Source organism: Micromonospora sp. NBC_01739, from assembly GCF_035920385.1.
Classification (GTDB): domain Bacteria; phylum Actinomycetota; class Actinomycetes; order Mycobacteriales; family Micromonosporaceae; genus Micromonospora.
The window spans coordinates 4,068,385-4,093,467 of the sequence record NZ_CP109151.1; the positions used below are offsets into that span (position 1 = coordinate 4,068,385).

At 70.0% G+C, this 25,083-nt stretch carries 24 protein-coding genes; 14 read left to right on the plus strand and 10 right to left on the minus strand.

Going from position 1 to position 25,083, the window contains the following annotated elements; translation table 11 throughout:
- Window positions 1–55: 55 nt before the first annotated feature.
- Window positions 56–2,233, minus strand: a complete 2,178-nt coding sequence (locus OIE53_RS18275; protein ID WP_327022752.1) for a protein kinase domain-containing protein — start codon at window positions 2,231–2,233, stop codon at window positions 56–58.
- A gap of 92 nt (window positions 2,234–2,325) precedes the next feature.
- On the opposite strand from OIE53_RS18275, the gene OIE53_RS18280 reads away from it, so the two are divergent.
- Both OIE53_RS18280 and OIE53_RS18285 read left to right on the plus strand, forming a co-directional pair.
- Complete coding sequence (locus tag OIE53_RS18280) at window positions 2,326–2,538, plus strand: acyl-CoA carboxylase subunit epsilon (RefSeq protein ID WP_327022753.1); 213 nt, start codon at window positions 2,326–2,328, stop codon at window positions 2,536–2,538.
- A gap of 108 nt (window positions 2,539–2,646) precedes the next feature.
- The gene (locus tag OIE53_RS18285) at window positions 2,647–3,108 is read left to right on the plus strand and encodes a hypothetical protein (protein WP_327022754.1); all 462 of its coding nucleotides are present in this window, start codon (window positions 2,647–2,649) and stop codon (window positions 3,106–3,108) included.
- A 169-nt stretch (window positions 3,109–3,277) separates the two neighbouring features.
- On the opposite strand, the gene OIE53_RS18290 is transcribed toward OIE53_RS18285, so the two are convergent.
- On the minus strand, window positions 3,278–3,448 hold the full coding sequence (locus tag OIE53_RS18290) for a hypothetical protein (RefSeq protein ID WP_327022755.1): 171 nt from the start codon (window positions 3,446–3,448) through the stop codon (window positions 3,278–3,280).
- A gap of 999 nt (window positions 3,449–4,447) precedes the next feature.
- Between OIE53_RS18290 and OIE53_RS18295 the strand changes: the two genes are divergently transcribed.
- The 3 genes from OIE53_RS18295 to OIE53_RS18305 are packed head-to-tail and all read left to right on the plus strand — an operon-like array spanning window position 4,448 to window position 7,023.
- Window positions 4,448–5,623, plus strand: coding sequence for a S8 family serine peptidase (locus tag OIE53_RS18295; protein WP_393337624.1), 1,176 nt, complete (start codon window positions 4,448–4,450; stop codon window positions 5,621–5,623).
- Window positions 5,624–5,670: 47 nt separating this feature from the next.
- Window positions 5,671–6,360, plus strand: coding sequence for a Maf family protein (locus tag OIE53_RS18300; protein ID WP_393337627.1), 690 nt, complete (start codon window positions 5,671–5,673; stop codon window positions 6,358–6,360).
- A 9-nt stretch (window positions 6,361–6,369) separates the two neighbouring features.
- The gene (locus tag OIE53_RS18305; protein WP_327022757.1) at window positions 6,370–7,023 is read left to right on the plus strand and encodes an O-methyltransferase; all 654 of its coding nucleotides are present in this window, start codon (window positions 6,370–6,372) and stop codon (window positions 7,021–7,023) included.
- Window positions 7,024–7,049: 26 nt separating this feature from the next.
- Here the strand turns inward: OIE53_RS18305 and OIE53_RS18310 are convergent, their stop codons facing one another.
- The 3 genes from OIE53_RS18310 to OIE53_RS18320 form a co-directional block, all read right to left on the minus strand.
- Entirely contained in the window at window positions 7,050–7,703 is a 654-nt protein-coding gene (locus OIE53_RS18310; RefSeq protein WP_327022758.1) for an NADPH-dependent F420 reductase, read from the minus strand.
- Between the two features lie 93 nt (window positions 7,704–7,796).
- Window positions 7,797–8,192: an ester cyclase gene (locus tag OIE53_RS18315; RefSeq protein ID WP_327022759.1), complete on the minus strand. Its 396-nt coding sequence runs from the start codon at window positions 8,190–8,192 to the stop codon at window positions 7,797–7,799.
- Window positions 8,193–8,197: 5 nt separating this feature from the next.
- Window positions 8,198–8,884, minus strand: coding sequence for an SDR family NAD(P)-dependent oxidoreductase (locus OIE53_RS18320; protein WP_327022760.1), 687 nt, complete (start codon window positions 8,882–8,884; stop codon window positions 8,198–8,200).
- A 104-nt stretch (window positions 8,885–8,988) separates the two neighbouring features.
- On the opposite strand from OIE53_RS18320, the gene OIE53_RS18325 reads away from it, so the two are divergent.
- Window positions 8,989–9,591: a TetR/AcrR family transcriptional regulator gene (locus tag OIE53_RS18325; protein ID WP_327022761.1), complete on the plus strand. Its 603-nt coding sequence runs from the start codon at window positions 8,989–8,991 to the stop codon at window positions 9,589–9,591.
- Between the two features lies 1 nt (window position 9,592).
- Here OIE53_RS18325 and OIE53_RS18330 read toward each other — a convergent pair whose 3' ends face one another.
- The 3 genes from OIE53_RS18330 to OIE53_RS18340 all read right to left on the minus strand — a co-directional run bounded on the left by OIE53_RS18330 (window position 9,593) and on the right by OIE53_RS18340 (window position 12,647).
- The gene (locus OIE53_RS18330; protein ID WP_327022762.1) at window positions 9,593–10,783 is read right to left on the minus strand and encodes an MFS transporter; all 1,191 of its coding nucleotides are present in this window, start codon (window positions 10,781–10,783) and stop codon (window positions 9,593–9,595) included.
- 131 nt (window positions 10,784–10,914) lie between these two features.
- Window positions 10,915–11,670, minus strand: a complete 756-nt coding sequence (locus OIE53_RS18335) for an ABC transporter permease (protein WP_327022763.1) — start codon at window positions 11,668–11,670, stop codon at window positions 10,915–10,917.
- A 17-nt stretch (window positions 11,671–11,687) separates the two neighbouring features.
- Entirely contained in the window at window positions 11,688–12,647 is a 960-nt protein-coding gene (locus tag OIE53_RS18340; protein WP_327022764.1) for an ATP-binding cassette domain-containing protein, read from the minus strand.
- 183 nt (window positions 12,648–12,830) lie between these two features.
- Between OIE53_RS18340 and OIE53_RS18345 the strand changes: the two genes are divergently transcribed.
- Complete coding sequence (locus OIE53_RS18345; RefSeq protein ID WP_327022765.1) at window positions 12,831–14,579, plus strand: acetyl/propionyl/methylcrotonyl-CoA carboxylase subunit alpha; 1,749 nt, start codon at window positions 12,831–12,833, stop codon at window positions 14,577–14,579.
- Window positions 14,580–14,687: 108 nt separating this feature from the next.
- Here OIE53_RS18345 and OIE53_RS18350 read toward each other — a convergent pair whose 3' ends face one another.
- Complete coding sequence (locus OIE53_RS18350) at window positions 14,688–15,584, minus strand: LysR family transcriptional regulator ArgP (protein WP_327022766.1); 897 nt, start codon at window positions 15,582–15,584, stop codon at window positions 14,688–14,690.
- A 70-nt stretch (window positions 15,585–15,654) separates the two neighbouring features.
- Between OIE53_RS18350 and OIE53_RS18355 the strand changes: the two genes are divergently transcribed.
- The 7 genes from OIE53_RS18355 (at window position 15,655) to OIE53_RS18385 (ending at window position 23,723) form a co-directional block, all read left to right on the plus strand.
- Window positions 15,655–16,248, plus strand: coding sequence for a LysE/ArgO family amino acid transporter (locus tag OIE53_RS18355; protein ID WP_327022767.1), 594 nt, complete (start codon window positions 15,655–15,657; stop codon window positions 16,246–16,248).
- Between the two features lie 59 nt (window positions 16,249–16,307).
- The gene (locus OIE53_RS18360; RefSeq protein WP_327022768.1) at window positions 16,308–17,747 is read left to right on the plus strand and encodes a GuaB1 family IMP dehydrogenase-related protein; all 1,440 of its coding nucleotides are present in this window, start codon (window positions 16,308–16,310) and stop codon (window positions 17,745–17,747) included.
- A gap of 57 nt (window positions 17,748–17,804) precedes the next feature.
- Entirely contained in the window at window positions 17,805–18,272 is a 468-nt protein-coding gene (locus tag OIE53_RS18365) for a MarR family winged helix-turn-helix transcriptional regulator (protein WP_327022769.1), read from the plus strand.
- Complete coding sequence (locus tag OIE53_RS18370) at window positions 18,266–19,999, plus strand: ABC transporter ATP-binding protein (RefSeq protein ID WP_327022770.1); 1,734 nt, start codon at window positions 18,266–18,268, stop codon at window positions 19,997–19,999. The genes OIE53_RS18365 and OIE53_RS18370 overlap by 7 nt, the downstream gene beginning before the upstream one ends.
- A gap of 107 nt (window positions 20,000–20,106) precedes the next feature.
- Entirely contained in the window at window positions 20,107–22,026 is a 1,920-nt protein-coding gene (locus OIE53_RS18375) for an ABC transporter ATP-binding protein (protein ID WP_327027270.1), read from the plus strand.
- A gap of 290 nt (window positions 22,027–22,316) precedes the next feature.
- Entirely contained in the window at window positions 22,317–22,931 is a 615-nt protein-coding gene (locus OIE53_RS18380) for a DedA family protein (protein WP_327022771.1), read from the plus strand.
- 117 nt (window positions 22,932–23,048) lie between these two features.
- Complete coding sequence (locus OIE53_RS18385; protein ID WP_327022772.1) at window positions 23,049–23,723, plus strand: DUF998 domain-containing protein; 675 nt, start codon at window positions 23,049–23,051, stop codon at window positions 23,721–23,723.
- Here OIE53_RS18385 and OIE53_RS18390 read toward each other — a convergent pair.
- Window positions 23,680–25,083 carry an NAD(P)H-quinone dehydrogenase gene (locus tag OIE53_RS18390; RefSeq protein WP_327027271.1) on the minus strand — a complete coding sequence of 468 codons (1,404 nt, stop codon included), beginning with the start codon at window positions 25,081–25,083 and terminating at the stop codon, window positions 23,680–23,682. The two genes, OIE53_RS18385 and OIE53_RS18390, sit on opposite strands and share 44 nt — an antisense overlap.

Sequence of the window (25,083 nt, forward strand, 5' to 3'; positions counted from 1 at the left end):
CCCTTCCGTCGTCGGAGATCAGATACCCCGATCGGCGAAGGGTCATGCCTGCCGCTCAGTCCTGACGGTCGGGTACGAACTCCCGGAAGGCGGTCTCGAAGTTCGGCAGCTGCGCTTCCCACTCGCTGTCCGGTACTTCCCAACGCAGGGCGAAACCCCGGTTGCTGGCGGTGACGAAGCCCCGGTTACGGACTCGGAGCTCGACCCCGTTGCGGGTCTGGTACCAGTCCCAGTCGCCGCAGGTCCGCCACTTGCAGTCGAACGACCAGATGTCGATCAGCCGGTAGTTCTGCACGCCCCTGACGTTCCGCCGACCCGGCTCAAGGTCTCGCCAGGTGGCAGCCGCGTCCCGTCCCGGGCGATCCGTACGGTCGATGGTCAACTCGCTGACGCCGTTGGGGTCCCGATACTTCACCCAGGTGCTGCCGGAGCTGCGCCGCCAACCTTCCGGCACGGGCACCTTGAAGCCGACCGGGTCGTTGCGCATCGTCCAGCCGGCCGGCAGCCCGCCGCTGGTCGGCGCTGCCGTGCTGGGCGAGACCGAAGGGCTGGGCGGTGCGGCACTGGTAGCCGGGGCGGCGCTGGTGGGCGGCGGTGCAGCCGGTTCACTGCTCGCCAGGGCCGAGGCTGTCGGGCTGCCGGTCGAACCCTGCGGGCTGCCACCGTCGTTGTCGTCGTCGCCGGTCAGCAGCGGCACCGCCACCACCAGACCGACCACCAGCAGCGCCACCAAGGCGCCGACGAGCAGCCCACGCCGGTTGCGCTCCGAACGCAGGAAGCCCGAGGTGAAGACCGCACCACGGGCCGGTTCCGAGTCTGCCGGAGTCGAGGGCACCTGCACGGTCCCCTGCGGCACGACCCGGGTGGGGTCCCCGGTCGACCCGGAGGTCACCCGACGGGTGGGTTCGGCATCCGAGCCCGCCGCTGCACTGTCGCCGTTGGAGGGTGCCGAGTCAGGGGTACCGGCAGCCGCCTGATCCGTCGACTCCGACTCGGCGGAGGTCTCCGCCTCGGAGCCGGACCCCTCAGGTACCTGCGTGCCCGTCGGGTTGGCGGCATCCTCGCCCGCAGCCGATTCGCGCCCCTCCACCTGGGCTGAGCTGCCCGGACCGGAGGCGATCAGAGCGGTAGGTGCGACCTCCGAACTCGTCGACTCCCGGTCGGTACCGGTGTCGCCGGCGTCCATTCTGGTCGTCGCTGCGGCGTCGGAGGAGACGCCCTGCACCGAGGGTGCGGCGTCCACGCCGGTCGATCCGGCGGCCAGCGGCGTACGCGGAGCAGGTGGGCTGACCGGGGCGGACGGCTGTTCCCCGGACGGTCGGGGCGCCGGCACCAACGGCGGGCGGGGCTCCCGCGGACCGTTCGGCCCCGGTCGGCGTACGCCATCCAGCAGTGAGATGGTCCGCACCCGCCGGCCGCTGGCCTTACGCAGCATGCGCTCGGCGGAGTCGGCCGTGATGCGCTCCTGGGGGTCCTTGCGGAGCAGCCCGTTGAGCACGGACTTGAGTGGGCCGGCGTTACGCGGGTGCGGCATCGGCTCGGTGGCCAGCGCGGCCAGGGTGGCGATCGTCGAGGGCCGGGCGAACGGGGACTTGCCCTCCACGGCGGCGTAGAGGGTGGCGCCCAGCGACCACAGGTCGGCCTCCGGCCCGGCGGTGCCGTCGCGGGCCCGTTCCGGCGCGATGTAGGCCGGTGACCCGAGCACCATGCCGGTACGGGTGACGTTCGGGTCCCCCGGGATGGTGGCCAGCCCGAAGTCCGTCAACACCACCCGACCGTCCGTGCCGAGGAGCACGTTGCCGGGCTTGACGTCGCGGTGCATGATGCCGGCCCGGTGCGCCGCCTTCAGGGCGTTCAGCACCCCCAGCCCGATCTCCGCCGCCTGGGCCGGCGACACCGGCCCGTCCTCGGCGAGGGTGTCCTGCAGCGAACGCGACGCTACGTACTCCATCACGATCCACGGGTCACCGTCGGTGCGGAGCACGTCGAAGATGCGTACCACGTTGACGTTGTTGAGCCGGGCGATGGCCCGCGCCTCGCGCAGCGAGCGCTCCCGCATCTCGCGGCGCTCGTCGTTGGTCAGACCCGGCGGCGGTACGAGTTCCTTGATGGCGACGTCGCGGTGCAGCACCTCGTCGCGCGCCTTCCACACCCGACCCATGCCGCCCTGACCGAGCGGCGAGATGAGCCGGTACCGGTCGGCGACGAGTTGGGAGGCGGAAGCGTCTGACATCGCTGAGACGGTACCCGGCAGCGCTGAAACCTACACCGTCGGCACGCCATTCTGCGATCAAGGTCAACTTCGGGCCGCGTACGCTGAGTGGCATGTCTGGGGAAGAGCCGCTGTTGCGCATTGTGCGCGGCATACCTACCGCCGAAGAACTGGCCGCGCTGGTGGGTGCGATCGTCGCCCGCCCCCGGCCCGCCGCCGGGCCCAGCCCGGCACCGGTCTCCACCTGGGCGCGCAGCGCCCGACCGGCAAGCAGGGGCCACCTGCCCGGCCCCGGCGCCTGGCGCGTGTCCAGCCTGCCCCGCTGACCCTCCGGCTTCAACCGGGTTCCAACCGGCCGGGTACGGGGCTGCCGGGGCGGCCTGCACCCATTAACCTCACTCAGGGGAATCGGGCCGTGACGGTTGGGAGGGAACGTGATCCCTGAAGAGGACCGACCTGCGTCCTGGTTGGGCGGCTACCGCACCATCGAGGCGGACATTCGCCAAATGCGGGAATTCGCTGATCAGCTCCGTGCCGAGGTGGAGAGCAACTACACCCCGCACCTGCGGTACATCGCCAGCGACATGCTCACCCAGGTGTCCAACCCCGCTGACGCGTTCATCGAGCTGGTGCAGTTCATGCGCGCCCACTGGGAGACCCAGCAGGCCGCCACCAACGCGGTCTGGGGCGTCGGCCACACCACCGGCCACCTGGCGGAAGCCGCCCACCAGGTGGCCCTGCATTACGGCGACGCCGACGCCTTCTCCGCAGCCCGGGTCGCCGACATCCAACGCGCCCTGGCCAGCCCCGGCATGATCACCACCTCGCCGGCGCCGTCACCGTCATTCGCCGACCCCACCGGCCTCGACCAGCCGGGACCGGTGGTGCTGCCATGAGGGACGTGGGCGTCGGCCGCAGCGGCGGCCTCACCGACTGGTACCTGATGAACGTCGCCGACATGTGGGCCTGCGTGCAGGACCACCAGACCGAACAACACTGGCGACATGTCGCCGGCTGGCGCAAGGTCTGCGACCTGGCAGGTCAGCACCTCACCAGACTCAAGGCCTACCGCGAGGGCCTGGCCCGTGCCTGGCCGCCGGAGACCAACGCCGCCGCCCGGGCGTACGTCACCGAACTGGACAACCTGATCGACCAGGTGCAACGCACCCACGACGCCGCCTCCGCCAACCAGACCGCGCTGTCGGCCGCCACCCAGGCCATCACCAGCACCCGCACCGAACTGAGCAAGATCTACGAGGAGTACGCGGGCAAGCTTCGACAGAAGCGGACCTGGGAGGAGATCGCCGCCGACGCCAAGGCCGCCGCCGGAAGCCGAGCCAGCGAATCCCCGGTGACCGACGCGGACCTCGAACGCCTCAACGTCCGAGCGCGCGGCATCATGTACGGCCTCAGCAGCGAACTCCAACAAGCCCAAGCAATGCTCCGCCAACCCCCTCCAAGCACTCGCCAAGGTGATCGTGCGCCAGATTACTCTGATCCTTATGCATCTGCCGGAGCGGCTCCCATAATCCCACCCATCGTCCCAGTATCTTTGTCGAGAAGTGTGATCCCGCCCACCCGCTCCAGCCCTATACCGAAAGCGATTGCAGCACCTCAGGCTCCGGCAGTCGGTCCAGTACTTGGAGGCGCTAGCCCAAGTCCATCCCCTGCATCGCCTCCAGGAAATCCGCCTGCACTTTCGCCGGGCAACTCCGCATCGCCAAACACCAGCAGCAATTTACTCCCGTCGGTCGGCCTAGGCACTGGCACCAACCCTCTTGGCCGAGGTCAGATTGGACAGCCAACTACAAATGGCGCGCCGCGCCTTGCAGCGCCGACGAGCCCACGCGCCGCAGCCCCTAGCGGCTTTATCGGGCAGCCGCTAAGCCCGGGAGCAGTTCAGCCAACTTCCGGCGGCACGCAACCCCGACGCGTAAACCCGGTTGGCGGTGTAATCGGCGGTGGCGGAGCTGGCACTACCCCGACAGGCGCAGCAGGCTCTCGTCCGGGCGGTAAGGGCTCGCCCGGGATTTCCTATGGTGCTCCGAATATTGGCCTTCCCCTGGGTCAGGGTATAGCGTCAGGGCGTTCATTCGAGCGCAAGCCCGGCATCAGCGATCCGCGCAAGTGGGACCCTGATGAGCCTTGGAGGATGGATCAGGGCGTCGACCCGGTCGTCCGTCCGCCCGAGAATGAAGGACCAATCGACCCTGGCCCTGCAATCGGCATCCCTAGATGACTGCCGGCTCCACCCTCCTCAGGCAAGGAACTGCTGCCCTGATTGCCTGGATCTTGCCACTAGCAGGAGCTAGCGCAAACGCAGAGGTATCGCAACCAGACGGGGCAAGTCTGATTCGGAGCGACCAGTGGCACCTGAGTTATCTGGACATCCAAAGAGCGCACCTAGTCAGCCAAGGAGAGGGTGCAACGGTCGCAGTTCTGGATACCGGGGTCGATTCGCACCCGGATATCCAAAGGAACTTGCTGCCGGGAAGGAGTATGATTACCGACCCGAACGGCGGGAACACTGATCCCAACGGCCACGGGACAGCAATGGCTGGACTGGTAGCGGCTCACGGAAGCAATAACAATCTCGGCGCACTAGGAATCGCACCCAAGGCAAAGATCCTCCCCGTCACGACGTCCGATTCGAAGAACATCGGAGATGCGGATCGGCTGGCACTCGGCATCGAGTACGCAGTTAGCCAGAGGGCGAATGTGATTAGCATTTCCGGAGGAGGCGGCAGTAGCACTGCATTGCTCAGAGCCATCCAGGAGGCCCGAGCAGCCAATGTTGTCATCGTTGCAGCAGCGGGCAACACACCCCCCGACTCAAGCGTCATTTACCCGGCAGCGGACAGCGGGGTAATTGCCGTCGGCGGCATTGGACGCGATGGGGCGCATGCAGCGACCGCAATGACCGGACCGCAGATAGACATCGTTGCGCCATCCGTTGACATCTACAGCATCGATGCTGGGGGCAAGTACCGCCGGAGTACCGGAACATCGAACTCGACGGCGATTGTGGCGGGGGCTGCGGCGTTGGTGCGGGCCAAGTATCCGTATCTGCCTGCGGATGAGGTGGCGCACCGGCTGACTGCCACTGCGATCGACAAGGGGCCGCCGGGGCGGGACGACCAGTACGGCTATGGGGTCATCGATCTGGTGGCGGCGCTGACGGCAGACGTACCGCCTAGGGGTTTTGAGTCGGTGCCTGCGACCTCGCCGGATGCGGCTGGCCCGACCACGGCGGCGGCGGATGGGCCGCGGGCCGAGGGTGGGGGTGACGGTGCGGCGGCCGTGCGGGGGTGGGTCACCTTGGGGGTGCTGCTGGCGGCGGGTGGGGCCTGGGCTTTGTTCGCTCGCCACCGCCGCAGGTCCGATGATCCCCCACCGCGGATCAGTCGCTGACCGCCTACGCGACACGGCGACCGGCGACCGGGGGTGGAGGCGGCGGCATGATCGGGTTGGCAACCGGTAACGTCGGCGGGGTGCCTGAAGCCATGCCGATTCGGTTGGTGCTCGCCTCGGCGAGCCCGGCCCGCCGTAAGACCCTGCAAGCCGCCGGCATCGAGCCGGACGTGCTGGTCAGCGGGGTCGACGAGTCAGTTGTCGTGACCGAACGGGCGGAGGATCTCTGTCTGGAGTTGGCCGGGTTGAAGGCGCAGGCGGTGCTGGCCCGGTTGCGGCCCGCCGCTGACCAGCGCACCCTCGTGCTGGGCTGCGACTCGGTGCTCGCCTTCGATGGACAGATCCTGGGCAAGCCGACCGATTCTGCCGACGCTACCGCCCGGTGGGAGCGGATGCGTGGGCGCAGCGGGGTGCTGCACAGTGGGCACTGCATCCTCGATGTCGAGGGGGGTCGGCGGGCGGAGGCGGTGGCTTCCACGGTGGTGCACTTCGCCGACATCGACGATCACGAGATCGCCACCTATGTCCGGTCCGGTGAGCCGCTGGCGGTCGCCGGGGCCTTCACCATCGACGGTCTGGGCGGGCCGTTCGTGGAGCGGATCGAGGGTGATCCGAGCACGGTGATCGGGCTGTCCCTGCCATTGCTGCGGCGGCTGCTGGCCGAGCTGGACCTGCGGATCACCGATTTGTGGACGAAGGTCGCGCCGGGCAGCCAGTCGATCGAGCCTCTGGGTTAACGTCCGGGCATGACCCGCAAGTCGATTCCGCTCACCGACGAACTGCACGGGTATCTCGTGGCGCACGGCACCCCTCCCGACGAGGTGATCCGTGACCTGGCCGAGGAGACCCTGGCCCTGCTGCCGGAGCGCGCCTCCATGCAGGTGGCCCCCGAGCAGGCCGCCTTCCTGACCTTCCTGACCCGGCTTCTCGGTGCCCGGCAGGCGGTGGAGGTGGGCACCTTCACCGGGTTGTCCGCGCTGGCGATCGCCCGGGGTCTGGTCGACGGCGGGCGGCTGACCTGCTTCGACATCTCCGAGGAGTACACGAGGGTGGCCCGCCGGTACTGGGCCCGGGCGGGGGTGGCCGACCGGATCGATCTGCGGATCGGCCCGGCCGGGGACACCCTGCGGGAGCTGCCGAACGAGAGGTACCTGGACTTCGCCTTCATCGACGCCGACAAGACCGGCTACCCGGTGTACTGGGCCGAGCTGGTGCCCCGGATGCGGCCAGGCGGGGTGATCGCGGTCGACAACGTGCTCCGGCACGGCCGGGTCATCGCCCCGCAGAGCGAGGACGACCGGGCCATCGCCGCCTTCAACGACCAGGTCCTGGCCGATGTACGGGTGGAGGCGGTGATGCTGCCGATCGCCGACGGCCTGACCCTCGCCCGGGTGCACTGACCGCAGCGGCCACCGTCTGGCTGCGGCTAGACCTGAACTGTGCGTCGGGCTCGGGCCAGGTTGAGGGCCAACTCTTCTCGGTTCTGATGTGCGTGCCGGAGCCAGGCAGGTTGGCCCGGTTCGGTGCGCCAGGATTCGCTCAGCGGGCTGTTGTCCACGGTGTCGAAGCCGAACTGGTCGTACAGTCTCGTCACGAGTTCGACAGCTTCGGGATGGTCGCTCGACACCGACAGGGCCAGCCGGTCGGGGGCGCCGGCAGGCCGAGCGGCGGTGAGCAGCCGGGGTGCCTGAATGTGGGTGAACGCCTTGGCGACCTTCGAGGTCGGGAGCTGCTCCTGGCGTAGTTCGTGGACCGTCTTCTCTCCGGAGTCGATGACCGGGAAGTTGCCGTCGCGCCAGGGCATGTAGTTGTTCGTATCCAGCACGATCTTGCCGGCAAGTTCGTCGACCGGCATGTCGTTGGCGAGTCTGAGGGGTACCGCCACGACGGCGAAGTCCCCGGCCGCGGCGGCGTCCGCGGCGTATGCGGCGCGCGCCGAGGGACCCAGCTCGGCCACGAGACGGTGCAGCGTCCCGGGTGCCCGGGAGTTGGCGATGACGACGTGATAGCCGGTGGCGACTGCCGCACGCGCGATCTGGCTGCCGACTTCGCCGGCACCGATGATTCCGATCGTTGTCATTGCTGGTTCCATTCGTCAGTTGCGAGTAATCGGTGGGGCGAGCCGGGACCGGCCGTTGGTTCGGACGCCCGACGTCCGGGCGTCCGAACCTGCTCAGGCGGTGAGCTGTCGAAGCAGCTCGGCGGAGTCGTGCAGCGCCGTCATCTGGACGAACCGGCCCTCACTGACCTCGTAGATGGCGTACTCGACGATCTCGAAGGAGGCCCCGGTAGGGTCGACACCTAGCCATTCCTTGACCGGAGTGCCGGTGTTGATCGCGCGTACGGCGATGCGGTTGCGGTCGAACAGCAGTTCCTTGACCTCCCAGTGGAGGTCCGGGACGGCTTCGACGTCCTGTCGCTGGACGGCTAGGACGTCGTCCCGGGTGCCCGGATTGCCGTTGAGCAGGACCCGGTCGTTGATGAACTCGTCCATCCCGTCGAACTCGTGGGCGTTGAGGGCGGCGACATAGCGCAGATACCAGGTACGCATATCTTCTTGGGTTGTCATCTTCATCACCAGTTCAGTTCGCCGTGCTCGTCGGTGAGGGTGCCGGTCGGGCCGTCCGGGTCCAGGGTGGCTAGGCGTACGACCGTCCTGGCGCTTTCCGCGGCCGGTCGTCCTAAGCCGAAGGCGGCGGTCAAGTCGGTGGCGGTGGGGCCGGGCTCGATCGCGTTGAATTTGATGCCCGGGTGCCACTTGGCGTACTGGACGGTGAGCATGGTGGCCGCCGACTTCGACGCCGCGTACAGGGTCAACGGCAGGTGGTGTTCCGGCCGATCGGGGTTGTTCACCGCCCAGAAGGAGCCCATGCTGCTGGACACGTTGACGACAACGGGGTTCGAGGATTTTTCCAGCAGCGGCAACGCGGCCTCGGTGACCCGGACGATGCCCACCGCGTTGGTGTCGAACACCTGTCGGGCCTTCGGCCCGTCGATCTCGCCGGCCCCCAGGATGCCGGCGTTGTTGATCAGGACATCCAGGCGACCTTCGGCCGCGTCGATGGCCGCCAGGGCCTCGCGTACGGAGGCGTCGTCGGTGACGTCGAGCTGGACGAAGTGGGCGCCCAGGGCTGCCGCCGCTGTCTTGCCCCGTTCCAGGTCGCGGGCGCCCAGGTAGACGCGGTGGCCCAGGTCGCGAAGCTGCTTGGCGGTTTCGAAGCCGATGCCCTTGTTGGCGCCGGTGACCAGTGTGACGGTCATGTCTCTCCTTCTGTACTGATCGGTTGCACGTCAACGTAACAGAGTTTTGTACCGATCGGTTGGTGGCTTGGATCACTTCTGTACCAAGCGGTAGACTGCACGGCATGAGCCCGATCGGACGCCCCCGCGCCTTCGACGAGGAGGCCGTCCTCGATCGCGCCACCGAGGTCTTCTGGCGCCACGGCTACGAAGGTGCCTCGCTGAGCGCCCTGACCAGCGCGATGGGCATCAACCGGCCGAGCCTGTACGCCACCTTCGGCAGCAAGGAGCAACTGTTCCAACGGGCCTTCGCCCGCTACCACGAGACCCAGGTGGCCGCCGCCCGTGCCGCGCTCGACCAGCCCAGCGCGTACGCGTCGATCGAGGCCTTTCTGCGCTCAAGCGCCGACGGCCTGACCGCTACCGACCACCCCGCTGGTTGCTTCTCCATCCAGGGCGGTCTGGCCTGCTCGCCGGAGAACGCCGGCATCGCCGAGATCCTGGCCGCCGGCCGCGCCGCCACCGAGTCGGCCCTGGAGGAACGCCTGTCCCGGGCCGTGACCGAGGGTGATCTGTTGGAGGACACGGATGTCCGGGCACTCGCCCGATTCGTGATGGCCCTGAGCGAGGGCCACGCGGTGCACGCCGCGGCCGGGGCCAGCCGCGAGGAACTTCACGCCTCGGTCGACATCGCCCTACGGGCCGTGGACACCCTGCACCGCCGGTAGATCACACGGAAGCGGGGGCCGGGGTCGGCAGGGCCCGGCCGAGTCGTACCGCCAGCAGCGCGGCCAACGCGATGAAGCCGGGCACCAGCAGGAAGGCCAGGTGGGTCCCGACCCCGTCGGCCATCCACCCGAGGGCGACCGGCGCGATCCCGAAACCCACAGCCATCGAGTACGCCGACCAGCCCGCCGCCTGATCGGTGGCATCTGCGGCGACGGCCAGGGCCAGGGAGATGGCCAGCGGATAGTGCAGGGCGTTGCCCAGGCCCAGCACCACCAGGCCGACCACCGCCAGCCAGCCGACCGAGGCCACCCAGAAGAGACTGAACCCGGCCAGGGACACCCCCAGGGCGGCCAGCAGGAGGGGTATCGGGCGGAACCGGAGGGCCACCCGCCCGCCGAAGATCCGGCCGACGAACATGCCGGCGACGATCGCGGCCACCGCCGCCGAGGCGGCACCGGACGGCATTCCGGCGTGCACCCGCAGCACGTCCGCGGTCCACAGGGACAGGCAGACCTCGATCGAACCGGTGACCGCCATCAGCCCCCAGGCGATCCAGTACGCCCTGGGTAGCCGCCGCCTACCGGCCGCAGGCGGCACCGGCCTCCGGCGGGCTGCTACGGCGGCGACCTGCGGTGCGCGTACCCGAGGGGTGCGGGTCGCCACCGCTACCAAGGCGATCAGGGCGACCACGACGGACAGGCCGGGGCGCCAACCCCAGCCGGCGTTCACGGTGTACCCGATCACCAGCGGGGCGAGGATGCCCATGCCGGCGCAGGCGGCGTTGGCCTCGGCCAGGGCTGCGGGAGCGGCCGGCCCGTGCCGGGTGGTGAGCAGCACGTTCACGCCGCTGACCACCAGCATCCCCGCGGTGGCGATCACCATGACGATGGCGAGGGTGGCCGGTAGCGGGCGGAGCAGGGCCAGCCCGCTGACCCCGACGGCCACCCCGGCCAGCCCCAGCCAGATCGTCGGGCTTCGACCGAATCGCCGGGCGACCGGGGCGAACAGCGCCCCGCCGGCCAGCGCACCGGCCGCCAGGGCGGTGCTGTGCAGGCCGGCGACGGCGGCGCTGGTGCCCTGCTCATCACGCAGCAGGGGCACCACCGGGCCGAACCCGTAGAGGAAGAAACCCCACAGACCGAGTTGGGCGTACGCCAACCAGGTGATCCGGTCGTGACGGAGGCGGGACACCCGCCCAAGCTACAAGCGGGTGCCGCCTGCCCTACCTGCCCTGAGAGCGAACTCTCTCCCTGCTGAGCCGGGGTGTTAAGAAGGGGCCCCTGCTCTACCGCAGGCGTTAATAAGGGGCCCTTCCTTGCACCTCAGCGGACGCTGCGGGCGAACTGGCGGGCCGCCCAGTAGACCCCGGCGGCGGCGAGGATCGCGATGATGGTCAGCCCCTGCCAGACCTTGTCGTTGCCGATGTCCCCGCTGAACAGGGCCCGGGTGCCGTCCACCGCCCAGGAGAAGGGGTTCCACTTGGCGATGCCCTGCAACCAGCCGGGGGCGAAGGCCAGCGGGAGCAGGATGCCGGAGAGCAGCAGCACCGGTTGGGCGACCGTGTTCATCAGCGGGGCCAAGGCGTCCTCGCTCTTGACCTTCAGCGCTACCCCGTAGGAGACCGCCGAGGTCATCAGCGCGATCAGGGCGAGCATCAGGTAGGCCAGCAGCAGGTCGCCGATGAACACCCGCAGCTCGAACAGCAGGGCGAGCAGGGTGATGATCACCGCTTGGACCAGCAGCGACACCACGTCGCGCAGGGAGCGGCCGAGCAGCAGGGCCAGTCGGCTGACCGGGGTCACCCGGGAGCGTTCGATCACCCCGGCACGCAGCTCGGCGATCAGACCGAAGCCCTGGAACAGACCCCCGAAGATGGCCAGCAGCACCAGCAGGCCGGGCACGAAGATCTTGTACGCCTCGGCCTGGGTGGGCGCGTTCAGGGCCGGTTTGAGCAGCGGGGCGAACAGCAGCAGGTACATCACCGGCTGGAAGACGCCGACGAACACCCACACCGGGTTGCGCAGCAGCAGGTTCAGTTGACGCTGGAAGATCAGCCAGGTGTCGCGGGCGAGTTTCATCAGTTCTCCTGGTCGGGTCAGGACTCGCGCAGCGAGCGGCCGGTCTTGGTGAGGAAGACGTCGTCGAGGCTCGGGCGGTGCAGCTCGATCGACCTGAGCTCGATTCCGGCGCTGTCGACCCGGCGCAGGATGCGCGGAATGGCGGTGGCCCCCTCGTCGACGAAGAGGCGCAGGCCGCCTTCCTCAAGCGCTTCCAGCCGGCTGACGTACTCCTCGGCGGCCAGCAGCTTCTCCGCCTCGACGGCGGCGTTGTGGCCCAGGCCGAGCTGCACCACGTCGCCGGAGATCTCCCGCTTGAGCCCGGCGGGGGTCCCCTCGGCGACCACCTCGCCGTGATCCATGATCGCGATGCGGTCGCAGAGGGCGTCGGCCTCGTCCAGGTAGTGGGTGGTGATGAAGACCGTCATGCCGTCCGTGCGCAGCCGGCGGATCTCGTCCCACATGTGCGCCCGACTCTGCGGGTCCAGGCCGGTGGTCGGCTCGTCCAGGAAGACGATCTTCGGCTCGTGGATGATGCCGAGGGCGATCTCGACCCGGCGACGTTGGCCACCGGAGTAGGTCTTGCACTTGCGGTCGGCGAACTCGGTGAGCTGGAAGGCCTCCAGGGCACGTACCGCCCGGCGCTGCGCCTCGGCCTTCGAGATGCCGTACAGCCGGGCCTGGAGCACCAGCTCCTCCCGACCGGTGGACTCGTCCCAGGTGCTGCCGCCCTGGGCCACATAGCCGATGCGGCGGCGTACCTCGCCCGGGTCCTTGCGCAGGTCGGCGCCGGCGATGGTGGCCTGGCCCCCGTCCGGCTCGATGAGGGTCGCCAGCATCCGCAGGGTGGTGGTCTTGCCGGCGCCGTTCGGGCCGAGGAACCCGAAGATCTCGCCCGCCGCCACGTCCAGGTCCACCCCGCGTACCGCGTCGACGGTCTTCGTCTCCCGACCGGCCCGGCTGCGGTACGACTTGCGCAGCCCTCTGGTCTCAATCATCGCTTCTCCCCGCTTGAGGCCGCTGTCGGCCACCATCGTCATCGGTAACGAATCACATCGGTACGACACCACGCCGTATCGATAACGGGCCAATCCGTGCGCCATCCCACACTGAGCGCCCGTTAGGTTTGCCGGTTCGGTCGCTAAACTCCCGGTCAGTAACCCCCGGGAGGAGCCACCAAGGTGCGCAAGGTTCTCATCGCCAACCGAGGCGAGATCGCGGTACGCGTGATCCGCGCCTGCCAGGACGCCGGCCTGGGCAGTGTCGCCGTGTACGCGGACTCCGACCGGGACGCCCTGCACGCCACCCTGGCCGACGAGGCGTACGCCCTGGGCGGTGACACCGCGGCGGAGACCTACCTGCGCATCGACAAGATCATCGATGTGGCGGCCCGGTCCGGTGCCGACGCGGTGCACCCCGGCTACGGCTTCCTCGCCGAGAACGCGGACTTCGCCCAGGCGGTCATCGACGCCGGCCTGACCTGGATCGGCCCCACCCCCCAGGCGATCCGCGACCTGGGTGACAAGGTCACCGCCCGGCACATCGCCCAGCGGGCCGGTGCGCCCCTGGTCCCCGGCACCCCCGACCCGGTCGACAGCCCCGACGAGGTGATCGCCTTCGCGGCCGAACACGGCCTGCCGGTGGCCATCAAGGCCGCCTTCGGCGGTGGCGGGCGGGGTCTGAAGGTGGCCCGCACGATGGAGGAGATCCCGCAGCTGTTCGAGTCGGCCACCCGGGAGGCGGTCGCCGCCTTCGGCCGGGGCGAATGCTTCGTGGAGCGGTACCTCGACCGGCCCCGCCACGTCGAGGCGCAGGTCCTGGCCGACCAGCACCGGAACGTCATCGTGGTCGGCACCCGGGACTGCTCCTTGCAGCGCCGGCACCAGAAGCTGGTAGAGGAGGCCCCGGCGCCCTTCCTCACCGCCGAGCAGCGGGCCCAGATCCACGACAGCGCCAAGGCCATCTGCCGGGAGGCCGGCTACCACGGTGCCGGCACGGTGGAGTACCTGGTCGGCAACGACGGCACGATCTCCTTCCTGGAGGTCAACACCCGGCTTCAGGTGGAGCACCCGGTCACCGAGGAGACCGCCGGCATCGACCTGGTACGCGAGCAGTTCCGCATCGCCGACGGGGAGAAGCTGCGCTTCACCGAGGACCCGGCGCCGCGCGGGCACTCCATCGAGTTCCGGATCAACGGCGAGGACCCGGGGCGCAACTTCCTGCCCGCCCCCGGCACGGTCACCGCCCTGCGGCTGCCCACCGGCCCCGGCGTACGGGTGGACACCGGCATCTCGGCCGGTGACGTGATCGGCGGCAACTTCGACTCGCTGCTGGCCAAGCTGATCGTCACCGGGGAGACCCGGACGGAGGCGTTGGAGCGGGCCCGTCGGGCGCTTGCCGAGATGGTGGTCGAGGGGATGGCCACCGCGCTGCCCTTCCACCGTCTGGTGGTCTGCGATCCCGCCTTCACCGCCGAGCCGTTCACCGTGCACACCCGGTGGATCGAGACCGAGTTCGACAACATCGTGCCACCGTTCACCGGCGTGGCCGACGCGACCGCCGGCCCGGCCGAGCGGGAGACCGTCGTGGTCGAGGTCGGCGGCAAGCGCCTGGAGGTCAGCCTGCCCGCGGGCCTGACCAGCGGTTCGGCCTCCGCCGCCCCGGCCGCCCGCAAGCCCACCCGTCGTGGTGGTGCCGCCGTCAGCGCGGTGGTCGGTGGCGACTCGCTGACCTCCCCCATGCAGGGCACCATCGTCAAGATCGCAGTGGCCGAGGGGGACAGCGTCGCCGAGGGTGACCTGGTGGTGGTGCTGGAGGCGATGAAGATGGAGCAGCCGTTGCACGCCCACAAGGCGGGCACGGTCAGCGGCCTCGCCGCCGAGGTGGGCGCGGTGATCACCGCCGGCGCCGCCATCTGCACCATCGCCTGAGGTGTAAGGAAGGGCCCCCTGTTAACGCCTGGGGTAGTAAAGGGGTCCCCTCCTAACACTGCACGACGTCGCACCGCGCAGCTCAGCGGCCGACGGTCGTGCGGCGGATCAGCGGAGGGTTTCGGCGGCTACCGCACCCACCGCGGCGGTGAGTGCGGTCAGCACCGGTGAGTCGAGTCGCCAGTGCTGCCAGTACAGCGGGATGTCCACCACCCGGCCCGGGGCCAGGTCGACGCAGCGGCCGGAGTCCAGGTCCTCGTCGGCGATCTGCTCCGGCACCATCCCCCACCCCAGCCCCAGGCGGATGGCGGCGCTGAAGGCGGGCACCGACGGCACGTAGTGCACCGGTGGGTCCAGGTCGTGACCGGCCAGGGCCTTGAGGAAGCGGTACTGGATGCGGTCCTTGCGGTCGAAGACCACCACCGGTGCGGCGGCCAGGGCCGTCGGGGTCAGCCCCTCGGGGAACCATTGTCGTACCCCCGCCGGGGTGGCCAGGGCCCGGTACCGCATCGCGCCGAGTGGGCGTACCCGGCAACCCTGCACCGGCTCCCGCTGGGCGGTCACCGCGGCCATCACCGCTCCCGCGCGCAGCAGTTCGGCGCTGTGATCCTGGTCGTCCTGACGCAGGTCGAAGGAGAGTTCCGGCGAGGCGGGCAACCGCGCCAGGGCGGCCGGGAACCAGGTGGCCAGGGAGTCGGCGTTGACCACGACGGCCACCCGGGTACGACCAGGGTCGCCACCGAGGGGCCCACGCGCGTCGGCCAGGGCTTCCCGTTCCAGCAACGCTAGCTGCCCGGCCAGGCGGAGCAGGGGACGTCCGGCCTCGGTGGCCTGGCAGGGCCGCTGCCGTCGGACCAGCACCTGCCCGACGGTTTCCTCCAGGGCCTTTATCCGCTGGCTGACCGCCGAGGGGGTGACATGCAGTAGCCGACCGGCCGCCTCGAAGCTGCCCTCCTCGACCACGGCGGCCAGGGTGCGGAGATGGGCGGAGTCCAGACCGGTCATGAAGCTGAGCTTAACCTTGTGAAGAATCTTTAGTTGGACTGATGATTCACTGCACCCCTACGGTCGACCCATGCTCACCTCGGCCGTTGCCGGTTTCACCCTGTCCATCGCCCTCATCGTCGCGATCGGGGCGCAGAACGCCTTCGTGCTCCGCCAGGGCCTGCGCCGGGAACACCTGGTGCCGGTCGTGCTCACCTGCGCGGTGTCGGACGCCCTGCTGATCGGGGTCGGGATCGCCGGGGTGGGTTCGATGACCGGTAGACCGGAGGTGCTCACCGCGATCCGCTGGGGCGGTGCCGCCTTCCTGATCGGGTACGCGATCCTGGCCGCCCGCCGCGCCCTGCGCCCCGGGGCCCTGACCCCCGCGGACCGGCCCCCGGCCCGGCTCGGCGCGACCCTGGCGGCCTGCCTAGCCTTCACCTACCTGAACCCGCACGTGTATCTGGACACCGTGCTGCTGCTCGGCGGCATCGCCCAGCAGCACCAGCACCGCTGGTGGTTCGGGGTGGGAGCCGCCCTGGCCAGTGTGTGCTGGTTCACCGCCCTCGGTGTCGGTGCCTACCGGCTGGCTCCCCTGCTGGCGCGTCCCCGGGTCTGGCAGGTGCTCGACGGCCTGATCGCGGTGGTGATGGTCGTGGTGGCGGCGGCGTTGGTGCTGGGCTGAGCGGGTGGTTTCCTCCACCAGCGGCGGCGCGGACGGGCATCGGCGGCAATGATGGCCGGGTGCGTTTCCTCAATGGCACCACCCCGGCGTACGACCTGACCTACAACGATGTCTTCATGGCCCCGGCCCGATCGGAGGTGGCCTCACGGCTCGATGTCGACCTGGCCACCGGCGACGGTACCGGCACCACGATCCCCCTGGTGGTGGCGAACATGACCGCGGTAGCCGGTCGGCGGATGGCCGAGACGGTGGCCCGCCGAGGCGGCATCGCGGTGATTCCCCAGGACATCCCGATCGAGGTGGTGGCCGAGGTGGTCACCTGGGTCAAGCAGCGGCACCTGGTGTACGAGACCGCCATCGCCCTCGGCCCCTCGGACACCGTCGGCGACGCGATCCACCTGCTGCCTAAGCGGGCGTACGGCGCGGTGATCGTGGTCGACGAGGCCGGTCGCCCGATGGGGGTGGTGACCGAGGCGGACACCGTCGGGGTGGACCGCTTCGCCCAGTTGCGCGACGTGATGTCGGCCGAGTTGCACACCGTGCCGGCGGGGGCGGATCCGGGCACCGGATACGACCGGCTCTCCGTCGGGCGACGCCGGTTGGCCCCGGTGGTCGACGAGGAGGGGCGGCTGGTCGGGGTACTCACCCGGCAGGGGGCCCTGCGGGCCACCCTGTACCGGCCGGCGGTGGACGACAAGGGGCGGCTGCGGATCGCGGCGGCGGTGGGAATCAACGGCGATGTGGCCGGTAAGGCGGCGGCGCTGCTGGCGGCCGGGGTGGACACCCTGGTCGTGGACACCGCGCACGGCCACCAGGAGCGGATGATCTCCGCACTGAGGACGGTGCGCGGGCTGGATCCGGGGGTCCCGGTGGCGGCCGGCAACGTGGTCACCGCCGACGGGGTACGCGATCTGGTGGAGGCCGGTGCGGACATCGTCAAGGTCGGGGTGGGTCCGGGGGCGATGTGCACCACCCGGATGATGACCGGGGTGGGCAGGCCGCAGTTCTCGGCGGTGCTCGACTGTGCGACCGCCGCCCGGGAACTGGGCCGGCACGTCTGGGCCGACGGTGGGGTGCGCCATCCCCGGGACGTGGCCCTGGCCCTGGCCGCCGGGGCCTCCAACGTCATGATCGGCTCCTGGTTCGCCGGCACCTACGAGTCCCCCGGGGACCTCTACACCGACGAGGACGGCCGCCGCTACAAGGAGAGTTTCGGGATGGCCTCCGCGCGGGCGGTCAGCGCCCGCACCAGTGAGGACAGCCCGTACGACCGGGCCCGCAAGGCGATCTTCGAGGAGGGCATCTCCTCGGCCCGGATGTACCTGGATCCGACCCGGCCCGGGGTGGAGGACCTGATCGACGAGATCATCTCCGGGGTACGCAGCGCGTTCACCTACGCCGGTGCGCGCACCCTGCCGGAGTTTCACGACCGGGCCCTGGTCGGGGTGCAGAGCACCGCCGGCTACACCGAGGGGATGCCGTTGCCGACGAGTTGGTGAGTGGCACATCCCCGAAAATACTTTGGCCCCTGACTGTCTGGTATCTAATCTACCGACATGAAACTGGTCCAACTCGGGGACGTGCCGCTGGGCCGCCTCCTGGTGGTCGCCGGGCACCTCACCGGCCAGCGGTGGAACCGCTATCTGGCCGAGGAGCACGGTCTCACCCAGGCCGGGATGGTCGCCCTGATGGCCCTCGCCGAGCACGGGGAACTGCCGCACCGCGCGGTGGCCGAGCTGTGCTTCGTCCGCCCGGCCACCCTCACCGGCATCGTCGACACCCTGGAGCGCGACGGCCTGGTGCAGCGCCGCAGGGACGGCACCGACCGGCGTACCGTCAAATTGACCCTGACCCCGACCGGCCGTGACCGGGTGGACGCCCTGACCGCGATGATCCAGGCACGCCGCCCCCTCACCTCGGTCGATGCCGACCCGACCAAGGCGGCCGTCATCCGGCAGTTCCTCCTTGAGATCATCGGCCAGAAGGAGCCAGCCGGCAGACCCGCGGGAGATCCGACATGCTGATCCGGCTGCTGGGCGGCAACCTGCGCCCGTACCGACGGCCCCTGGCCATGGTGGTGCTGCTCCAGTTCGTCAGCACCATCGCCTCACTGGCCCTGCCGAGCCTCAACGCCGACATCATCGACCTCGGGGTGGCCCGGGGAGACACCGACTACATCCTGCGTACCGGCGGTTGGATGCTGGCACTCACCGTGGTGCACATCATCTGCCTGATCGCGGCGGTCTACCTGGGTGCCCACATCGCCATGGGCTTCGGCCGGGACCTGCGGGCGGCCCTGTTCGGGCATGTCAACCGCTTCTCCGCCCGGGAGGTGGCCCACTTCGGCGCCCCCTCGCTGATCACCCGCAACACCAATGACGTGCAGCAGGTGCAGATGCTCGTGCTGATGAGCTGCACCATGCTGGTCGCCGCCCCGATCATGAGCGTCGGCGGAGTGGTGATGGCCCTGCGGGAGGATGTCGGGCTCTCCTGGCTGCTGCTGGTCTGCGTACCGGTGCTGGCGATCCTGCTGGGCCTGATCATCCGGCGGATGGTGCCCAGCTTCCGGCTGATGCAGACCCGGATCGACACCATCAACCGGGTGCTGCGGGAACAGATCACCGGCATCCGGGTGGTCCGGGCCTTCGTCCGGGAGCCGTACGAGACGGCCCGGTTCGCCAACGCCAACACCGACCTGACCGCGACCGCCCTGCGTACCGGCCGACTGATGGCGTTGATCTTCCCGGTGGTGATGCTGGTGCTCAACGTCTCCAGCGTCGCGGTGCTCTGGTTCGGCGGTCAGCGGGTCGACGAGGGCGCCATCCAGGTCGGTGCGCTGACCGCCTTCCTGCAATACCTGATGCAGATCCTGATGGCCGTCATGATGGCCACCTTCATGCTGATGATGGTGCCGCGGGCGGCGGTCTGCGCGGAACGGATCACGGAGGTGCTGGACACCGAGTCCTCCGTGCTGCCCGCCCCGGACCCGGTCGTCGAGGTGACCAGCCGAGCCGAGTTGGAACTGCGCCAGGTGCGGTTCCAGTACCCGGGGGCCGCCGAGCCGGTGCTGCGGGACATCTCCTTCCGGGTGACACCGGGCAGCACCACGGCGATCATCGGCAGTACGGGGGCCGGCAAGAGCACCCTGCTCTCGCTGATCCCCCGGCTGGTCGACGTGACCTCCGGTGCCGTACTGGTCGACGGGGTCGACGTGCGGCAGTTGGCGCCGGAGCAACTGTGGAACCGGATCGGGCTGGTGCCCCAGCGGCCGTACCTGTTCACCGGCACGGTGGCCAGCAACCTGCGCTACGGCAACCCGCAGGCCACCGACGAGGAACTCTGGACGGCCCTGGAGATCGCCCAGGCCCGGGACTTCGTCGAGGCCATGCCGGAGGGGTTGGCGGCCCCGATCGCCCAGGGCGGCACGAACGTCTCCGGTGGCCAGCGACAGCGGCTGGCGATCGCCCGCGCCCTGGTCCGACGGCCGGAGATCTACCTCTTCGACGACTCCTTCTCCGCGCTGGACCTCGGCACGGACGCGCGCCTACGGGCGGCCCTGCGGCCGGTCACCGCCGACGCCGCGGTGATCATCGTCGCGCAACGGGTCTCCACCATCATCGACGCCGATCAGATCGTGGTGCTGGAGAACGGCGGTGTGGTCGGCCTGGGCCGACACGAGGACCTGCTGACGGCCTGCCCCACCTACGCCGAGATCGTGGCGTCCCAACGCACCACGGAGGTGCCGGCGTGACCGAGCGGCAACCCGGGGCGTCGGCCATCCCCGCCCAGCAGTCGGCCGGCGAGAGTACGCCGAGACGACTGCCCGCCGGGGGTCATCGTGGCGGCCCGCACGGCGGCATGGGCATGGGGATGCCCGCCGAGCGTTCGATGAACTTCGGGCCCAGCGCCCGACGCCTGCTGGGCCGACTGCGTCCGCACCGCCTGCACCTGGCGGCGGTCATCGCGCTGGCGGTGCTGAGCGTCGGGTTCACCGTGATCGGCCCCAAGGTGCTCGGGCACGCCACCGACCTGATCTTCACCGGGGTGATCGGCCAGCAACTGCCGGCCGGCACCAGCGCCGAGCAGGCCGTGGCCGCGGCCCGGGCGGCCGGCAACGACAACTTCGCCGACATGCTCGCCCGGATGGAGGTGGTGCCCGGGGTGGGCATCGACTTCGCCGCCCTGGGCCGGGTGCTGATCTTCGCGTTGGTCCTCTACCTGGCGGCCAGCGTGCTGATGTGGTGGCAGGGGTGGCTGCTCAACGGGGTGGTCCAGCGCACGGTGTTCCAGCTGCGGGCCGACGTCGAGGAGAAGCTGAACCGGCTGCCGCTGCCCTACTTCGACCGACAGCCGCGCGGGGAACTGCTCAGCCGGGTCACCAACGACATCGACAACATCTCGCAGACCCTCCAGCAGACCCTCAGTCAACTGCTGACCGCCCTGCTCACCGTGGTCGGGGTACTCGGCATGATGTTCTGGATCTCACCGCTGCTGGCCCTGGTGGCGCTGGTCGCGGTGCCGCTGTCGGTGCTGGTGACCGGGCAGATCGCCAAGCGGTCGCAGCGCAAGTTCATCGCCCAGTGGACCCACACGGGCGAGCTGAACGGGCAGATCGAGGAAGCCTTCACCGGCCACGAACTGGTCAAGGTCTTCGGTCGCCAGCGTGAGGTGGAGGCGGCCTTCCACGCCAAGAACGACGAGTTGTTCCAGGCCAGCTTCGGGGCCCAGTTCATCTCCGGGATCATCATGCCGGCGATGTTCTTCATCGGGAACGTCAGCTACGTGGCGATCGCGGTGGTCGGCGGCTTGCAGGTGGCCTCCGGTGCGATGAGCCTCGGCGACGTGCAGGCGTTCATCCAGTACTCCCGCCAGTTCACCCAGCCGCTCACCCAGGTCGCCTCGATGGCCAACCTGCTCCAGTCCGGGGTGGCCTCGGCCGAGCGGGTCTTCGCGGTGCTGGACGCCGAGGAACAGCAACCGGACCCGGCGGTGCCGGCCCGGATCAGCGACCCGCACGGCCGGGTGGAGTTCCACGACGTCTCCTTCCGGTACGACCCGGACAAGCCGCTGATCACCGACCTCTCCCTGGTCGCCGAGCCGGGACACACCGTGGCCATCGTCGGGCCCACCGGGGCCGGCAAGACCACCCTGGTCAACCTGATCATGCGCTTCTACGAGTTGGATGCCGGCCGGATCACCCTCGACGGGGTGGACATCACCACCCTCAGCCGGGACGACCTGCGCGGTCGCATCGGCATGGTCCTTCAGGACGCCTGGCTGTTCGGCGGCACCATCCGGGACAACATCGCCTACGGGCGGCCCGAGGCGACCGAGGAGGAGATCCTCGCCGCCGCCCGGGCCACCTTCGTGGACCGGTTCGTGCGCAGCCTGCCCGACGGCTACGACACCGTGATCGACGAGGAGGGCAGCAACGTCAGCGCGGGTGAGAAGCAGCTCATCACCATCGCCCGGGCCTTCCTGGCCGAGCCCGCACTGTTGATCCTCGACGAGGCGACCAGCTCGGTGGACACCCGTACGGAGGTGCTGCTCCAGCGGGCGATGGCGGCCCTGCGGTCGGAGCGGACCAGTTTCGTCATCGCCCACCGGCTCTCCACCATCCGCGACGCCGACCTGATCCTGATGATGGAGCACGGCCGCATCGTCGAGCAGGGCACCCACACCGAGCTGCTCGCGGCCAAGGGCGCCTATCACCGGCTCTACCAGGCTCAGTTCCAGCAGCCGGTCGGCGGCGAGGACCCGGTGGCCGTGCCCGCTTAGGGTGCCGGGCCGCTGACACGGGACCTGTCAGCGGCCCGGCCACGGCCGACATCGGGAACGGGGGACCCGACGCACACGGGGCCGCGCCGACAACGGTACGCCGCCGGGCGAGATTCCGGCGACCGTCATCGCACACCAGTCGATTTCGATATTCCCCGGTCAAAGCCCTCACCGGCCACACCACCGGCGAGTGTCGCTGGTCACGACGGGGCAGGGTCCGCCATGGTGACCCCGGACACATCGTCAGGCTCGGTACCTGTCCGAACCGCCCACACCACGAGGGGACCACGGTGCCCGACCTACTTACCCAGGTGGCGTCACCTGGCTGGGCATACCTCGTGCTGTTCGTGCTGCTGGTGGTGGACGCCTTCGTACCGGTGGTGCCCACCCAATTGGTGATGATCACCGGTGGTGCCCTGACGGTGTACGGCGGACTGGACCTGCCGACGGCCATCGGCATCGGCGCTCTCGGGGTGTTCACCGGCGACCTGGCCTGTTACCTGCTCGGCCGCAGCACCTCGCGGCGTCAGCCACCGCGCCCGCAGACCCGGGGGCGGACCCTACGGATCGCCGGACGCCTGGCGGCCGGCCTGCGCCGGCCCGGCCCCACCGGGTTGCTGCTCTGCCGGTTCGTGCCGGGCGGCCGGATGACGGTCTGCTTCACCTCCGGTCGGGGCCGGTATCCCCTGCGACTGTTCCTGCCGTACACCGCCCTGGCGGCGACCGGGTGGGCCTCGTACGGGGGTCTGGTCGGGCACCTGGGCGGGGCGGCCCTGACCGGGTCGGCCTGGCGGATGTTGCTGATCGCGGCGGTGGCCGCCGGTGGGTTCGCCCTGACCGGCTGGGCCCTGGCCTCGATCGCCGCCCGGTTCACCCCGGCCCCGGCCGAACTGCCGGCCGACTGACCCGACCGGGCGGTCACCCTGGGGGTGATACCGGAGGGCCTGTCGGGGTGCACCCGGGGTCGGATTTCGGTGCTCGTCCCGGATCCCTCTGGGGTGGGTACGGCGACAGGCTGAACCATGCCTGGAATCCGGAACATCGGTGCACTGGCCCTCGGGGGAATCGCCCTGGCCGCACTGCTGGCCGTCGGCGGCCATCTTGCCGTGCGGGACCTGGACCCGATGCGCCTGACCGTCAGCGACTACGCCGTCTCCGACTCCGGCGGCGCCATCCACCTGGCGATGGTGACCCTGGCGGTGGCCTCGGCGCTGCTCGTACCGGCCCTGCGCCGCCTGGCCGGGCCGGGTGGTCGACTGGGCACGGCTCAACTGCTGCTCGCGGTGTGGGCCGGTGGGCTGCTGATCGCCGGTCTGGTGCCGACCAATCCGCCCGGCACCGAGATGGGCACGGCCGCGCACGTGCACCGGTACGCCTCCGTGCTGGCCTTCCTGGCCCTGCCCCTGGTCGGCTGGCTGCTCGCCGCCCACCTGCCCGCCGGAGGCCGTACCGGCCGGTGGTTGCGGATGCTCGCGGTGGCCAGCCTGCTGCTGGCCGCCGCCCAGGTCTGGTCGGCCTATCCCGGTGACCGCGCCCTCTACGGCCTGATCGAACGGGCCCTCATCCTCACCGAGGTCGGCCTGCTCGTGCTGCTGGCCACCGCCCTGCCCACCCCCGCTCGGAGGCGGACAGGGCGACCGCCGGCAAGGCAGGTCACTCCAGTTCGTGCAGCATCAGCTGACGGGCGGCCTCGGTGATCGAGCCGGAGAGGCTGGGGTAGATCGTGATGGTCTGGGCCAACTCGTTGACGGTCAGGTTGTTCTCCACCGCCATGGTGATGGGCAGGATCAGCTCGCTGGCCTTGGGGGCCACCACGACTCCGCCGATCACCTGGCCGCTGGCCGGACGGCAGAACAGCTTGACGAAGCCGTCGGCCATCTCGTCCATCTTCGCCCGGGCGTTGCCATCCAGCGCCAGCATCACCTGTCGGGCCGGCACCTTGCCGGCGTCCACCTCGTCCTGCGAGACCCCGACCGTGGCCAGTTCGGGATCGGTGAAGACGTTCGCCGAGACCGTACGCAGCCGCAGCGGCCGCACGGCCTCGCCGAGGGCGTGCCACATGGCGATCCGGCCCTGCATGGCGGCGACGCTGGCCAGCGGCAGCACCCCGGTGCAGTCCCCGGCCGCGTAGATGCCGGGCACGTTGGTACGGGAGACCCGGTCCACCGTCACGTACCCGCCCCGGGCCAGTTCCACGCCGTACTCGGCCAGCCCCAGGGCCTCGGTGTTCGGGATCGAGCCGACCGCGATCAGGGCGTGCGAGCCGTACACCTTGCGGCCGTCGGAGAGCTCGACCTCGACCCCGTCGTCGGTACGGCGGACCCCCTCGGCGCGGGAGTTGTTCAGGATGCTCATGCCCCGGGCCCGGAACACCCGCTCGATGGCCTGGGCGGCGTCGGCGTCCTCGTGCGGCATCACCCGGTCCCGGCTGGAGACCAGGGTGACCTGCACCCCCATGGCCAGGTAGGCGCTGGCGAACTCGGCCCCGGTCACCCCGGAACCGACCACGATTAGGTGCTCCGGCAGCTCCAGCAGGTCGTAGACCTGTCGCCAGGTCAGGATGCGCTCGCCGTCCGGCACGGCGGTGGGCAGCTGACGGGGGGTGGCTCCGGTGGCGATCAGCACCGTCGAGGCGCTGATCGCGTACGCGGCCTCCTCGCCGTGCGGGGTGACGATCACCCGGTGGGTGTGCCCCAGGGTGTCCTCGCCCATCCGGGCCCGCCCGGAGACGAAGGTGACCCCGGCCTTGACCAGCTTGGCGTGGATGTCACTGGACTGGGCCAGGGCCAGCCGCTTGACCCGCTCGTTGACCGTCCGGGCGTCGACCGTCACGGCCTCCAGGCCGTCGGAGTGCACCCCGAAGACCTCGGTGTCGCGGTACCCGGTAACCACCTCGGAGCTGGCGATGAAGGTCTTGGAGGGCACGCAGTCGGACAGTACGCAGGCACCCCCGGCACCCTCGTCCTCCACGACGGTGACATCGGCGTCCAACTGGGCCGCCACCAGCGCCGCCTCGTAGCCCGCCGGCCCTCCGCCGATGATCACGATCCGGCTCAC